A 12,928-nucleotide genomic window follows, 5' to 3' on the forward strand; every position below is an offset into this window, starting at 1 on the left:
TCCCTATCCTCTTGGTTACGTTTGACAACGACTGGTTTTCTACGAAAAACCAGCAAAAAAGTTAGAAATTCACGCGCAGCCCAGCCGTCAGAGTACGGCCCGGACCCGGCAGCAGGTTCTTGGACATGGGGTCTAGGTAGTACTCATCGGTGACGTTGGTGACGCCAAGGTTCAGGCTCAACTGGCGGTTTACTTCCAAGTTGGCGTACAGGTCGTGCAGCCATACCGAGCGCCACAGGAAGGTATCCAGCCCCCCTCTGAACCAGGCGTCGTGCGCCTGGTAATCATCCGGCCCAGCCTCAGAGGCCAGCAGGTCATCCAAGTCGTCGTTGCTGGCACCGGCGTGGTACACGCTGCGCACCCCCAGTTCCAGGCGATCATTGAACAGGCGGGTACCCAGGCCCAAATCAACCGAGTATTCGGGCTGCAGGCTGTTACCGCTGTAGGTGCCGGGGAAGCCGCCGGTCATACACTCGGGAATCCGGTTATAGAAAGGGTCCATGCCGGAGGCGTAGTCCTTGTCGCACAGCTGCTGCTTCAGGCGGTAGGTTGCCCCCAGGCTGCCGAAGTAGCGGCCACTATCAAACCGCGACTGCAGCTCAATACCACTCGTTTTCTTGCGATCAAACTGGATAACGTCGTACAGGTAGCCGCGATCAATAAAGTCCCTGATCTCGGTGTTGTAGTAACTGAGCCGGGCATCAGCCAGGGCCAGCCCAGGGAAAAACTGCGTCAGATCGTGGCTGTAGCCCACCTCCCAGTTAGTGCTGCGCTCCGGCTTGCTGGCTCCGTTCACGGCCAGATTACCCAGAGTGCCGGCACCGTCCACGATAGCGCTGGAGGTCAACTCCTGAATGCTCGGAAAGCGGGTAGTCTGGGCAAAGCGTAGAAAGGCCGTGCCATAAGGGGTGATTCTGGCGGTGGCGCTTAAAGCCGGGCTGAAGGCATCGCCGGACTGCTCCTCGGGCATTTCCCAGGCCTGGCCCGCATTCAGCGTTTCATAAACAGCCGTGCCGTAGAGATTTATCGGCATAATCAGAGGCACACTGTTTTCTCGTGGGTCACCATTTTGATCCAAGGCGTTATCTACAACCTCGTATAGCTTCGAGGCATCTACCTCACCATTCACGAACGGGTTTTTCGACGAATCAAACTTGCCATCGTCAATAGGAAGAAATGCTGTGTTTTTCCAAAATGCATACCGTCTGCCATTAATCTGAGCAAACGTCAGTTGCCTCCCATTCAAGAACTCTCGTACTGCCTCCGGCCCCTCCGCGATTGCTTGTTGACGGGCCTCATGTTCTTCCGGTGTTAGAAGATCACCCCACTCCAACTCCATGCCTACTTGTCGCCGCTGTGCTTCATAAAACGCCGCCTGCTGGCGCCGGCGCTTGGCCGTACCTGTATCCTTACCGGTGTAGTGCAGATAACGGGTGCCCGCAGTCAACGTCAGCCAGGGCCTTGGCTGCCAGGCGAAGTTGAACATCGCCGAGTACTCCTCGCGCTCGCCAGAACGCGGGCCCAGCAAATCGGTGGCGGCATTGAGTTGAGAGCCGTCCGGCGTCAGTCCGTTGGTGGTAGTCAGGCTTTGCTGTACGCGATCATCCAGCTTTTCCTTTTGGTAGCTACCGCCAAAGGTCAGTTGCAGGGTGTCGGTGAGCTGCATCTGGTTGCTCAGATCAAGCCCGGTACGATCATGGCTGGTCCATTGCCGGCCGTTGGAGTAGATGGTGCCATCGTGCTCCGGTGGCGGAGTCCCTGGCGGGAGATAACCCATCTCAGTGAGTATGCTCCACATCTTAAGCTGTTGCTGGGTGGCCTGATCCACGTCAACGGCGTAAGGAGAAGCGCCGGTTTGATAGCGCGTACCTTCCAGCTCTGTGCGCCACAGACTGGCCTCCAGATTCAGCCAGTCCGAGTTGACCGGCTTGATGTCATAGCTCAATTTGTAGTTGTCGAGCCGCTGTTCCGAGCGTGGTGTTTCATATACCAAGCGGTCATCTGACCTGTCACGATCAGGGTTGGTTCTGTCAGCCGCCTCCAGATAGCCCCAGGCCAGCACTGACGCTCCCGGCGTTGTTTCACCAAACAGCATATCCGTGCGCATAAACTGCAGGCCCAAGCGCTGCTCATGGGGCAAGTACCAGTTGTTCTTGAACAAGGTCGTGTCGGTTTCGCTGGCGGTGTTGAACACCTCGCTGCCGGCGGCGTAGAGCTTGGTCAGGTTGGGGATGTAGCGGTCGGTACTGGTGTCGTCCCACACATCGTGGCCGGCGTAGCGGTCGGCACCCTGTTTCCCGGCGTAGTAGTTGCCGGTGGTACGCTCGCTGCGTGACAGCAGAATATCGACAAACTCATGGCGACCGGCGATGGCCACCATCTGGCCGTGGTCATCCAGATTGAATAGCTCGCCATCACCCCTGCTGCGCGCCTGTGGCAGCGGCACGTGAACCGTCAGGCCATCACCTGCCACGGTTGCACCAGGCACGTTGCGCCAATCCTGCCCATACATGGAGCTCGCATCAAACCGGGGCTTGCTGGTATTACCCGAGCCACGCAGGTTGGCTTCGATACCCCAGCTATCCCCATCGGGAATAATGTCACCCGGCTCGATGGTGCGAATATTCACCGCACCGCCCACGCCACTGCGGATACCTCGGCTGAGTGACGGGCCTTTCTCTACCTCGATACTGCGAAACAGCGCGGGATCAACATAGTTGCGATTGCCCGCACCAAACATATGCAGCCAGACATTCGTAGATTGCTCAGTACCGTCGATGGTCAGCGGTACCCGCCCTTCGCCGCTGATACCGCGGATGTTCGGGGTAATGGCCTGACTGCTGCGGGTATCCATGCTGTACACCCCGTTCATGCCCTTGAACACATCGCCGGGGTTGGCGGTCTGGAAGCGCTGGAGCTCCTCGCGGCTCTGATAGACGCTGGTGACGTTCTCGGTGTAGACCTCATCCTGGGCCTGGGCATCGATATCGGTCTTACCCTCGATATGGATAGGCTGCAGTTCGACGACATCTTCTGCGCTGGCCGTGGCGGCGGCCTGGTCCTGCGCTTGGGCGCTGAAGACCCCGAGCACCGATAGCGCAGAGACCACCAGCGCCAGCCTGTTTGGCTTGAAATCCATTGCTTGCTCCCCTTGCTAACCCTTTCCAGTCACCAGGCCCATGCCCGGCGCAACACAAATAGGAATGATTATTATCTGCAAGGAAAAGCGGTCCACTCATGATAATTATCAAGATGTGGGAATTTTTTTGCGGGCGGTGGCCCTACGCGCTCAGGCTTGGCGCAGCTCGAAACGCTCAAACAGCGCGTGCAGCTGCGGCCAGAGGCTGGCAGATTCAGGTGGCGTGATGCTAGGCCCCAGGGAGGGGTCCAGCATCCGCGCGGGGCGGGCCAACTGGACGGCGAAACGACGCACGCCTTGCCCTGCCAGTCGGTGTGCCAGGCGCAGCAGGGCGTCGCAGTCAAACAGCTGCCAGTGCACGGTGGTGCGACACTCATAATCAACGCCGCTGGCGTGCAGCAGTTGCAGGCTCTGCCAATTAGCCTGGCCGCTGCGCGGGGTGCCGGTGATCAGTTCAACCTGCTCTTGCAGCCCCTTGACGTCAAACCCCACCCAGTCACACCAGGGCAGTACCCGCGCCAGCGCCGCGGGCTTGATGCCGGCGCTGTGCAGCGCGACCTTGAAGCCGAGCGCCCGCACCGCTTGCATGGCCTGCGGCAGGCCAGGTTGCAGGGTGGCTTCGCCGCCGCTGAATACCACGGCATCGAGTAGCCCCTGACGCTGCCGCAAAAAACGCAGCACGCTGCTCCATTGATGTGGCGCGTCGCCGCGCGGGGCAATCAGCTCGGGGTTGTGGCAGTAGCGGCATTGCCAGGCACACCCCTGACAAAACAACACGCAGGACAGGTGATCGGGGTAATCCAGGGTGGTCATGGGTTGCAGGCCGCCGATACGCAGGCTGTCAGCGGTCTGGGCAGAACAGGTTTTCATGGGCTTTCCAGTAGCGCAACCGGCCCGCAGGCCGGTTGCGGCGGTGGATCAGCGTGGTTCGCTGAAGTGCTGTCGTTCGCGGTGCTCGGATTGCTTGCCGGGGTTGAATGCCGACACCGGGCGGTGATAACCCATGACGCGGGTCCAGACTTCGCAACGCTGACGTTGCTCGGTGGGCAGAGTGGCGCTTTTACTCATGGTGTTGCTCCTTGCTGTGTATGACTGGTGGTTTATCCGCCGCAGGCGCCGCAACAGGCACTGGCTTGCTGTTTTTGCAGCAACGTCTCGTCGCAACGCGGACAGAATTCGTGCTCGCCGGCCAGGTAGCCATGGACCGGGCAGATCGAGAACGTAGGAGTAACGGTCAGGTACGGCAGGCGGAAGCGCGACAGCGCGGCGCGCACCAGTTGCCGGCAGGCAGCCGCCGATGAAATGCGCTCGCCCATGTACAGGTGCAATACGGTGCCGCCGGTATATTTGCACTGGGCCGCGTCCTGCAACGACAGCGCCTCAAAGGGGTCATCGGTAAAGCCGACCGGCAGTTGCGAGGAGTTGGTGTAATAGGGCGCGTCGGGGCAACCGGCCTGCAGGATACCGGGGTAACGCTTCAGATCTTCCTTGGCAAAGCGGTAGGTTGTGCCTTCTGCCGGAGTGGCCTCCAGGTTGTAGAGATGGCCGCTGCGTTCCTGATATTCGACCAGCCGCGCGCGGACATGGTCCAGCACCTGCAGTGCCAGCGCGGCACCCGCCTCGGTATGCATGCCCTCACGGTCGCCGGTGAAGTTGCGCAACATCTCGTGCAGGCCGTTGACGCCAATGGTCGAGAAGTGGTTGCGCAGGGTGCCAAGGTAACGCTTGGTGTAAGGGTACAGGCCCGCATCCATGTGATGCTGAATCACCTTACGCTTGACCTCCAGGCTCTCAAAGGCCAGCTCCAGCAGTTGGTCCAGGCGCGCCAGCAGCGCCGGCAGGTCACCCGCATGGATGTGGCCCAAGCGCGCGCAGTTTATGGTCACCACCCCCAGCGAGCCGGTCTGCTCGGCCGAGCCGAACAGGCCGTTACCACGCTTGAGCAGCTCGCGCACATCCAGCTGCAGGCGGCAGCACATCGAGCGCACCTGGTTGGGCTGCATGTCGGAATTGAGGAAGTTCTGGAAATACGGCAGCCCGTAACGCGCAGTCATGTCAAACAGGCGTGTGGCGTTGTCGCTGTCCCACGGAAAGTCATGGGTGATGTTGTAGGTCGGAATCGGGAAGGTAAACACCCGGCCGCGCGCATCACCGGCCATCATCACTTCAATGTAGGCGCGGTTGATCAGGTCCATCTCATGCTGCAGATCGCCGTAACTGAAGGGCATTTCCTCACCCCCAATGACCGGCACCTGCTCGCGCAGGTCCTGCGGGCAGACCCAGTCAAAGGTGAGGTTGGTAAAGGGGGTCTGGGTGCCCCAGCGCGATGGCACATTGAGGTTGTAGATGAACTCCTGCAGCAACTGACGCACCTGCTCAAAGGTCAGGCCGTCCTTGCGTACATAGGGCGCCAGATAAGTATCAAAGGAGCTGAACGCCTGCGCGCCTGCCCACTCGTTCTGCAATGTGCCAAGGAAGTTGACCATCTGCCCCAATGCGCTGGACAGGTGTTTTGGCGGGCCGGCTTCGATACGCCCGGCAATGCCGTTAAAGCCTTCATGCAGCAGGGTACGCAGCGACCAGCCAGCACAGTAGCCGGCCAGCATGTCGAGGTCGTGGATATGCAGATCAGCCTCGCGGTGGGCGGCGCCAATTTCCGGACTGTAGACCTCATCCAGCCAGTAGTTGGCGACCACCTTGCCGGATACGTTGAGAATCAACCCGCCGAGGGAGTACCCCTGATTGGCGTTGGCCTGCACACGCCAGTCTTCGCGGCGCAGATATTCGTTCATCGACGCGGCAACATCCACCAGGCTGCGCCGTTCCCGCCGCAGCCGTCCGTGGCGCTCACGATATACGATATAGGCGCGGGCGGTGGGGTAGTAACCGGTCTCCATCAGCACGCGCTCGACGCAGTCCTGAACCTGCTCCACTGTCAGCTCCGGCCCCTCCGGCAGCAGCGGAAGCACCGCGCGGGTCAGGATATGCGCCTGGGCCGCGCCTAGCTCGCCGGTCGCGCTACCGGCGCGCTCGATAGCACTCTCGATTTTGCCTGAATCAAAGGCAACCCGGCTGCCATCGCGCTTGTTCAGCCACCGCGGCCAGCTCTGCGTCTGCATACCCATTTACGCCTCCATGACACACTATGTAGTGGAAAAATCAATAACAAACACAACATGAAGTGCATTCTGCCGACGCAAATGGAGCCAACATCTTGATCGAGATCAATTGATGACCGTTTTTTTGGGGCCGCTTGGCAACCATGCCGATACAGCCCAGAGCGGGTCAGGGCTGAGCCAGACCACCAGAAAAATAAGAATCAATTGCATTAATGCATTGCGCTTTGGATGTCTGGTATCCAAACTGAGACGGTTGTGCCCAGCATTGCACTGCACAGGAGGAGACATGAGCGACGCACCAAGCACACCCGAGCAGGTCCAGGCCATTGTCGGCAAACTGGCTACACCGCGTGACCTGAAGGTGATAGACCATCTGGACAGCCACGCCCAACGCTGGATCGCTGCCTCGCCCCTGCTCTACCTGACGTTGGGCCAGGACGCGGCGATAGCCATCACCCTGGGCGGCGGGCCGCCGGGCTTTGTGCAGGTAGCCGACCAGCAGCACTTATTGCTGCCGTTAACGCTGCTGGATGACAGCGCCGCAGTACGCCCCGGCGCGGCCTTCGGCACGCTGTTTCTGGTCTCGGGCATGAACGAAACCCTGCGCATCAATGGCCAGGTACTGGCCGTCGAAGGCGATCAGGCCCGGCTGCAGGTACACGAGTGTTTCCTGCACTGCGCCAAGGCGCTATTACGCTCGGACTTCTGGCAAGCCGCCGCAGCCGAAGACGCGCCCAGCCAGCCGCAGGACTTTCTCGCCGCCAGCCGCTTTATGGCGCTGGCCACCCTGGCCGCGGACGGCAGCGCCGACCTGAGCCCCAAGGGCGACCCGGCCGGCCGCCTGCTGCAGGCCGGCGACCAGCACGTCTGCTTTGCCGACCGCCCCGGCAACCGCCGCATCGACAGCTTCCGCAATATCGTTTCGCAGCCGCAAGTCGCCCTGCTCGCACTGATTCCCGGCTGCGCGCAGGTGGTGGAAGTCTGCGGCAGCGCTGCGCTGAGCACCAGCGACAGCTTGCGCGCAGACTTCCGGGTGCAAGACGCAACGCCCAAACTGGTTACCCGTGTCAGCGTCGACAGCATCACCCTGCGCCATAGTCCAGCGCTGGAGCAGGCTCGCCTCTGGCCAGCGGCCACGCCACCCGCCGGACTCAACGGCGCCGACATCTTCAAGGCGCATATCCAACTCAACCGCACCCGCGGCGTGGCTGCCAAACTGGCACGCACCGCCATCTCCATTCCGGGCGCGCTGGAGAAGGGGTTGCGCGAGGACTACAAGAAGAATCTGTATTAGGGTCTGTACGAGAAGTCGCCAAGCAAAGGCCAGGCAAGGCACTTTTCGTACAGAGCCCAGGGAAACACCCATAGCAGACACCTCACCGCAGAAGCCCAGCATGTCGCGCCCGCACAGGAGTCGCCCAGCCAGACAGGCCGCTGTGCGCGCATAAAAAAACCGCTCGGCCCATAAGCAGGCCAGAGCGGTAAGTGCCTGAGAGCCAGACCAATGGAGAGAGTGTGAGGAGCTGTCTGGTTCACAGGGCTTGCCTGAAGCGGCATCACGCGGTTTCAGCATGATGCCGATGCTATTGAACCCCCGGACGGGGCACGCTTGCCTTGTCCTAAATCAAAATCCGCGACAGGCAGCGCTTCGCATTGCCCTATCAGCCTCCGGTGGCATTCATAAAACGCAGAACCTGCACGTCGCCCACAGTAAACTCATGCCGTAGCGGCTTGTGCTGCAGCGCCTGATGGATAGCATCGAGCACCGGCTGGTCCGCCAGCGGGTAACGGCGCAGCAAGGCGCGCAGGTCAATCGCATTCTCGTGACCAAGACAGAGCAGCAGGCGCCCTTCGACCGTCACGCGGACGCGATTGCAGGTGGCGCAGAAGTTGTGGCTGTGCGGCGAAATAAAGCCAATGCGGCTGTTCGCATGGCCCTGCACACGCACGTAGCGCGCCGGACCACCGCTGTGCTCTGCGCTGTCGATGAGCACATAGTGTTCGGCGATACGTCGGCGCACCCAGTCGCTGGAGCAGAAGCTCTCGCCCCGTTCGCGCCCTACCTGCCCCAGCGGCATCTCCTCGATAAAGCTGATGTCCAGCCCGCGGCCCAGAGCGAAGTCGACCAGCGCGGGCACCTCGTCGGCGTTGCGCCCGTGCATTACCACCACGTTTAGCTTGAGCCGTTCAAAGCCCGCCTCACGCGCCGCGTCGATACCCTCGAGCACCTGGCTCAAGCGACCGCTGCGGGTAATGGCGGCAAAGCGCTCGGGCTGCAGACTATCGAGGCTGATGTTCAGCCGTTTAACCCCAGCATCGGCAAGTGGCTGCGCCAGTTTGCCGAGCTGCGACCCATTGGTTGTCATCACCAGTTCGCGCAGGCCGGGCAACGCGGCAATGCGCTCGCACAGGCCAACCACGCCGGGCCGCACCAGCGGCTCGCCACCGGTCAGGCGAATCTTGCGCACCCCCTGAGCCACGAAGATCCGCGCAATACGCTCCAGCTCTTCCAGCGTCAGGACCTGCTGGCGAGGCAGAAAGCTCATGTCCTCGGCCATGCAATAGACGCAGCGAAAATCGCAGCGGTCGGTTACTGACAGACGCACGTAGTCAATACTCCGCCCTACGCCGTCTTGCAGCAGACTGTTCATGACCTCTCCTCAGGCGCGTACGCCGGTTACTGCATCAGCGGGCCGTCAGCGCCATCAAGAACAATGCCCTGAATCTGCGCCTCACCCACCAGGTTTTTCAGATACTGCGCCACCGCGACCTGCCAGACACGCTGGTCAAGCTCAGCCTGGATGCCCTTGTGTACGGCTTCAAACGGCAGCAACTGCCCCTCGATACGCTGATCGACAAATACCACGTGAAAGCCATAGCGACTTTCCAGCGGCTGCGCTGCGAGGCCCGGCTGCAGACGAAACAGCTGCCGCTCGAACTCGGGCACGGTTTGCCCCTGACTGATCTGGCCAAGGCTGCCGTTCTGGGCCTTGGAGGGACAATCTGAGCGCCCCATGGCCAACTCGGCAAAGCGTGCCGGATTGTCCTGCAGCTGCGCGATCAGTTGCTCTGCCGCCTCGCGCTGGCGGCTGCGCTCTTGCGCGTCATCCGCCGGACAGCCGAGCAAGATGTGCCGTGCGGCCAGCAGCGGTGCGCTGGCAAATCGCTGCCGGTTATTCTCAAAGTACTGCCGACAGGTGGTCTCATCGGCGCTCGGCATGACAACCTCACGTTCAATCAGCACACGCGTCACGGCCTCTTCTTCGCTTTCTCCTTCCAGCGCCTTGACGTTGATATTCAGGGCATTGGCGCGCTGGCGCAGCAGCTCACGCAGGACCAGTGCCTGACTGGCGAGAAAAACCGCCTCCTGGCGGGTTGAGGCCGGCTGATACTGCAGCTCCCGGGCGATGTCCTCCTGCGCAATGCCGACGCCGTTGACCTTGATACGCGGCCATTCCTGCTCGCTACTGGCAATCAGTTCCGGCGGCGTCTCGACCTCCGCTTCGGCCAGTGCTTCAAGCACCACCGGGTCCGGCACGATTTCCTGCACACCGGGCGCCTGGTTGGGGTTGTCTACCTTGGTGTGGCCACCGCAGCCGCCATCACCATTACCACCACATCCACATCCCATCACACACCTCCTCGGGGCCGGGTGCACAGCACCCGACCCACTGCGGTTTAGCCTTTTTGCCGGACAATCTGATAGCGCCGGCCCAGATACCACACCGGTGCACTGACAAAGTGCACCAGACGGGTAAAGGGAAACAGCACAAACAGGGTCAGACCGAGGAACACATGCAGCTTGTAAACCCAGCCAACCGGCGCGATGCTGGCGGCGGCCAGCTCTGGCTGCAGGGTGACGGTGTACTGAGCCCAGTTGCCCAGCAGGACCATGATCGAGCCATCCATATGCTGGGTAGAAGCAACAATGGTGCCGAGGCCGAGCAGCAGCTGAGCCAGCAGCACGAACAGGATCATGATGTCCGAGGCACTGGAGTTGGCGCGGACACGCGGGTCGGTCAGGCGCCGCTTGATCAGCATCAGCAGTCCGATCAGACAGAGCACGCCAAAGACACCACCGGATACCATCGCCAGCAGCTGCTTGGCCTCGGTGCTGATAACGTGATGGTAGATCGCCGCAGGCGTCAGCAGACCGACAAAGTGTCCGGCCAGTACAAACAGCACGCCAACGTGGAACAGGTTGCTGGCGATGCGCATGTAACGCTGTTCAGCCGGTGTACGGTTGAACAATTGGCTGGAGCCTGCTTTCCAGCTGTACTGGGACAGATCAAAGCGCGCCCAACTGCCGATCAGACAGATCGCCAGGGCGACATAGGGATATACCCCGAACGCAAGAAAGTTGAGATTAGCCATTGTGCACCTCACGGGCCGGCTTGGCGTCCGGCTGTTGCTGGTTGAAGTCGGTCCAGTGCAGCGGCACTGGCACTTCCTCGCGGGGTTTGCCGGGCTGGGTCGTCTGGCTGGGGCAGCGGTCTTGCTGTTCGGCCTGCAGGAAGTCTACGGCCTCCTCCTCCCACACTCGGTCCAGCGCTTCCAGACTGTCGTCGCGTACCTCGCCGGCAACCTGTTCGCGCAACTCGTCGACCGCGGTTGCCGGCTGCTCACCGGCAATCTGCAGCAGCGCACGAAAACAGCCAGCGTAGCGGCTTTCGCGCTCTTCCAGACGGGCCGCCAGCAGGGCCAGCAGGTGCGCCACATCGGCCAGTCCTTCGCGTGCATTCAAGTCATCCAGGCTGGCCAGATACTCCAGATACAGCGGGATGTAGTCCGGCAACTCGCGCACGCCGATGGCAAAACCGGCCGCCTCGTACTGCGCCATCAGGTCAACCATGGCCTGGCCGCGGTCGCGGGATTCACCGTGCACATGCTCAAACAACAGCAGCGACAAGGCACGGCCGCGGTCGAACAGGCCGGTGTAGGCCTCCTGTACATCCATGATGTCGCCACTGACCAGGTGCTCCAGCAGGTCGCGCAGCGCGGCACGCTGCGCAGGGCTGATTTCGCGGGCCCGGTTGATGGCCTCGGTCAACTCCTCACGCCCCTGTTGCAGACGCGCATCCGGATAGTCCATCAGCAAAGAAATCACCTTGAGAATCTGCATGTTCAGTCCTCCCACAGCTGGACGGTTTTCAGCACGTCGCGGCGGTTGGCCTTCTTGGCGCCGAACATGTTGGTGTCCGAGGCGCCACTGCAGCCACTGCCAAAGCTGAAGCCGCACCCCGAGCGCTCGGCGAAGGCATCGCTCATGGCCTCCTCGCGGTGCGCGGTGGGGATCACGTAGCGGTCTTCATAGTTGGCGATCGCCAGGTAGCGATACATGTCTTCCACCTGGGCACGGGACAAGCCAACGCTTTCCAGCACCTTGAGATCCTGCACCCCGTCGAGCTGCTCGGCACGCTTGTAGGCGCGCATTGCCAACAGCCGCTTGAGCGCCAGCTTGACGGGTTTCTCGTCACCGGCAGTGAGCAAGTTGGCAAGGTAGCGCAGCGGGATGCGCAGGCTATCAACGTCAGGCAGCACACCGTCCATGCTGACGCTGCCATTGCTGGCGGCGTTCTGGATCGGCGACAGCGGCGGGACATACCAGACCATCGGCAGGGTGCGGTACTCCGGGTGCAGCGGCAACGCCAGCTGCCAATCCACCGCCAGCTTGTAGACCGGCGACTGCTGCGCCGCCTCAATCACCGACATCGGCACGCCATCGCTCAGCGCCTGGGCAATCACCTCTGGATCATTGGGGTCGAGGAAGATCTCCAGCTGCTTCTGGTACAGATCCTGCTCGCTCGGCGCGCTGGCCACTTCCTGGATACGGTCGGCGTCGTAGAGCAACACGCCCAGATAACGGATACGCCCGACGCAGGTTTCCGAACATACGGTCGGCATGCCGGCCTCGATACGCGGATAGCAGAAGATGCATTTCTCGGATTTGCCGCTCTTCCAGTTGAAGTAGATCTTCTTGTACGGGCAGCCACTGATGCACATACGCCAGCCTCGGCACTTCTCCTGATCGATCAGCACGATGCCGTCCTCTTCGCGCTTGTAGATCGCACCGCTCGGGCAGGAGGCGGCACAGGCCGGGTTGAGGCAGTGCTCACACAGTCTCGGCAAGTACATCATGAAGGTGTTCTCGTACTCACCGTAGATGTCTGCCTGAATCTGGTCGAAGTTCTTGTCCTTGCGCCGCTTGGCAAACTCGGTACCGAGAATCTCCTCCCAGTTGGGGCCCCACTCGATTTTCTCCATGCGCTGCCCTGAGATCACCGACCGCGGGCGTGCCACCGGCTGATGCTCGGAGATGGGCGCGGTGTGCAGGTGCTGGTAGTCGAAATCGAACGGCTCGTAGTAGTCGTCGATGCTCGGCAGCTCAGGGTTGGAAAAGATGTTGGCCAATACGCGAAACTTGCCGCCAATCTTCGGGTTGATTGAGCCATCGCGGTTGCGCACCCAGCCGCCCTTCCACTTGTCCTGGTTTTCCCACTCTTTCGGATAACCGATCCCGGGTTTGGTCTCGACGTTGTTGAACCAGGCGTACTCCATACCTTCACGGCTGGTCCAGACGTTTTTGCAGGTCACCGAGCAGGTATGACAGCCGATACACTTGTCCAGATTCAGTACCATGCCGACTTGCGAACGAATTTTCATGTCAGCT

Annotated in this window: 10 protein-coding genes; 1 reads left to right on the plus strand and 9 read right to left on the minus strand. The window is 61.1% G+C overall.

Annotation, left to right across the window (positions count from 1 at the left end):
- Positions 1 to 61 precede the first annotated feature (61 nt).
- The 4 genes from HV822_RS06200 to HV822_RS06210 all read right to left on the minus strand — a co-directional run bounded on the left by HV822_RS06200 (position 62) and on the right by HV822_RS06210 (position 6,264).
- Complete coding sequence (locus tag HV822_RS06200) at positions 62 to 3,139, minus strand: TonB-dependent receptor domain-containing protein (RefSeq protein WP_238872876.1); 3,078 nt, start codon at positions 3,137 to 3,139, stop codon at positions 62 to 64.
- A gap of 150 nt (positions 3,140 to 3,289) precedes the next feature.
- Complete coding sequence (locus HV822_RS06205) at positions 3,290 to 4,009, minus strand: anaerobic ribonucleoside-triphosphate reductase activating protein (RefSeq protein WP_238872877.1); 720 nt, start codon at positions 4,007 to 4,009, stop codon at positions 3,290 to 3,292.
- Between the two features lie 48 nt (positions 4,010 to 4,057).
- The gene (gene nrdD, locus HV822_RS18160) at positions 4,058 to 4,207 is read right to left on the minus strand and encodes an anaerobic ribonucleoside-triphosphate reductase (protein WP_096005536.1); all 150 of its coding nucleotides are present in this window, start codon (positions 4,205 to 4,207) and stop codon (positions 4,058 to 4,060) included.
- A 32-nt stretch (positions 4,208 to 4,239) separates the two neighbouring features.
- Positions 4,240 to 6,264: a ribonucleoside triphosphate reductase gene (locus tag HV822_RS06210; RefSeq protein ID WP_275419414.1), complete on the minus strand. Its 2,025-nt coding sequence runs from the start codon at positions 6,262 to 6,264 to the stop codon at positions 4,240 to 4,242.
- A gap of 280 nt (positions 6,265 to 6,544) precedes the next feature.
- Between HV822_RS06210 and HV822_RS06215 the strand changes: the two genes are divergently transcribed.
- Positions 6,545 to 7,552, plus strand: a complete 1,008-nt coding sequence (locus HV822_RS06215; protein WP_238872878.1) for a pyridoxamine 5'-phosphate oxidase family protein — start codon at positions 6,545 to 6,547, stop codon at positions 7,550 to 7,552.
- A gap of 367 nt (positions 7,553 to 7,919) precedes the next feature.
- Here HV822_RS06215 and moaA read toward each other — a convergent pair whose 3' ends face one another.
- Genes moaA through narH form a run of 5 tightly spaced genes read right to left on the minus strand, consistent with a single transcriptional unit; the run spans position 7,920 to position 12,921 of the window.
- Entirely contained in the window at positions 7,920 to 8,909 is a 990-nt protein-coding gene (gene moaA, locus HV822_RS06220) for a GTP 3',8-cyclase MoaA (RefSeq protein WP_238872879.1), read from the minus strand.
- 26 nt (positions 8,910 to 8,935) lie between these two features.
- Entirely contained in the window at positions 8,936 to 9,889 is a 954-nt protein-coding gene (locus HV822_RS06225; RefSeq protein ID WP_238872880.1) for a peptidylprolyl isomerase, read from the minus strand.
- Positions 9,890 to 9,936: 47 nt separating this feature from the next.
- The gene (gene narI, locus HV822_RS06230) at positions 9,937 to 10,632 is read right to left on the minus strand and encodes a respiratory nitrate reductase subunit gamma (protein ID WP_238872881.1); all 696 of its coding nucleotides are present in this window, start codon (positions 10,630 to 10,632) and stop codon (positions 9,937 to 9,939) included.
- Positions 10,625 to 11,380, minus strand: a complete 756-nt coding sequence (gene narJ / locus HV822_RS06235) for a nitrate reductase molybdenum cofactor assembly chaperone (RefSeq protein WP_238872882.1) — start codon at positions 11,378 to 11,380, stop codon at positions 10,625 to 10,627. The genes narI and narJ overlap by 8 nt, the downstream gene beginning before the upstream one ends.
- 2 nt (positions 11,381 to 11,382) lie before the next feature.
- Positions 11,383 to 12,921: a nitrate reductase subunit beta gene (narH, locus tag HV822_RS06240; RefSeq protein ID WP_238872883.1), complete on the minus strand. Its 1,539-nt coding sequence runs from the start codon at positions 12,919 to 12,921 to the stop codon at positions 11,383 to 11,385.
- Between the last annotated feature and the right edge of the window lie 7 nt (positions 12,922 to 12,928).

Origin of the sequence: Halopseudomonas maritima (genome assembly GCF_021545785.1) — a bacterium.
Taxonomy (GTDB): Bacteria; Pseudomonadota; Gammaproteobacteria; order Pseudomonadales; family Pseudomonadaceae; genus Halopseudomonas; species Halopseudomonas maritima.

What these genes read in the sequence shown, in the direction of transcription:
- HV822_RS06200 (WP_238872876.1), bottom strand. Translation starts at nt 3,139, where the DNA reads ATGGATTTCAAGCCAAACAGGCTGGCGCTGGTGGTCTCTGCGCTATCG.
- HV822_RS06205 (WP_238872877.1), bottom strand. Translation starts at nt 4,009, where the DNA reads ATGAAAACCTGTTCTGCCCAGACCGCTGACAGCCTGCGTATCGGCGGC.
- nrdD (WP_096005536.1), bottom strand. Translation starts at nt 4,207, where the DNA reads ATGAGTAAAAGCGCCACTCTGCCCACCGAGCAACGTCAGCGTTGCGAA.
- HV822_RS06210 (WP_275419414.1), bottom strand. Translation starts at nt 6,264, where the DNA reads ATGGGTATGCAGACGCAGAGCTGGCCGCGGTGGCTGAACAAGCGCGAT.
- HV822_RS06215 (WP_238872878.1), top strand. Translation starts at nt 6,545, where the DNA reads ATGAGCGACGCACCAAGCACACCCGAGCAGGTCCAGGCCATTGTCGGC.
- moaA (WP_238872879.1), bottom strand. Translation starts at nt 8,909, where the DNA reads ATGAACAGTCTGCTGCAAGACGGCGTAGGGCGGAGTATTGACTACGTG.
- HV822_RS06225 (WP_238872880.1), bottom strand. Translation starts at nt 9,889, where the DNA reads ATGGGATGTGGATGTGGTGGTAATGGTGATGGCGGCTGCGGTGGCCAC.
- narI (WP_238872881.1), bottom strand. Translation starts at nt 10,632, where the DNA reads ATGGCTAATCTCAACTTTCTTGCGTTCGGGGTATATCCCTATGTCGCC.
- narJ (WP_238872882.1), bottom strand. Translation starts at nt 11,380, where the DNA reads ATGCAGATTCTCAAGGTGATTTCTTTGCTGATGGACTATCCGGATGCG.
- narH (WP_238872883.1), bottom strand. Translation starts at nt 12,921, where the DNA reads ATGAAAATTCGTTCGCAAGTCGGCATGGTACTGAATCTGGACAAGTGT.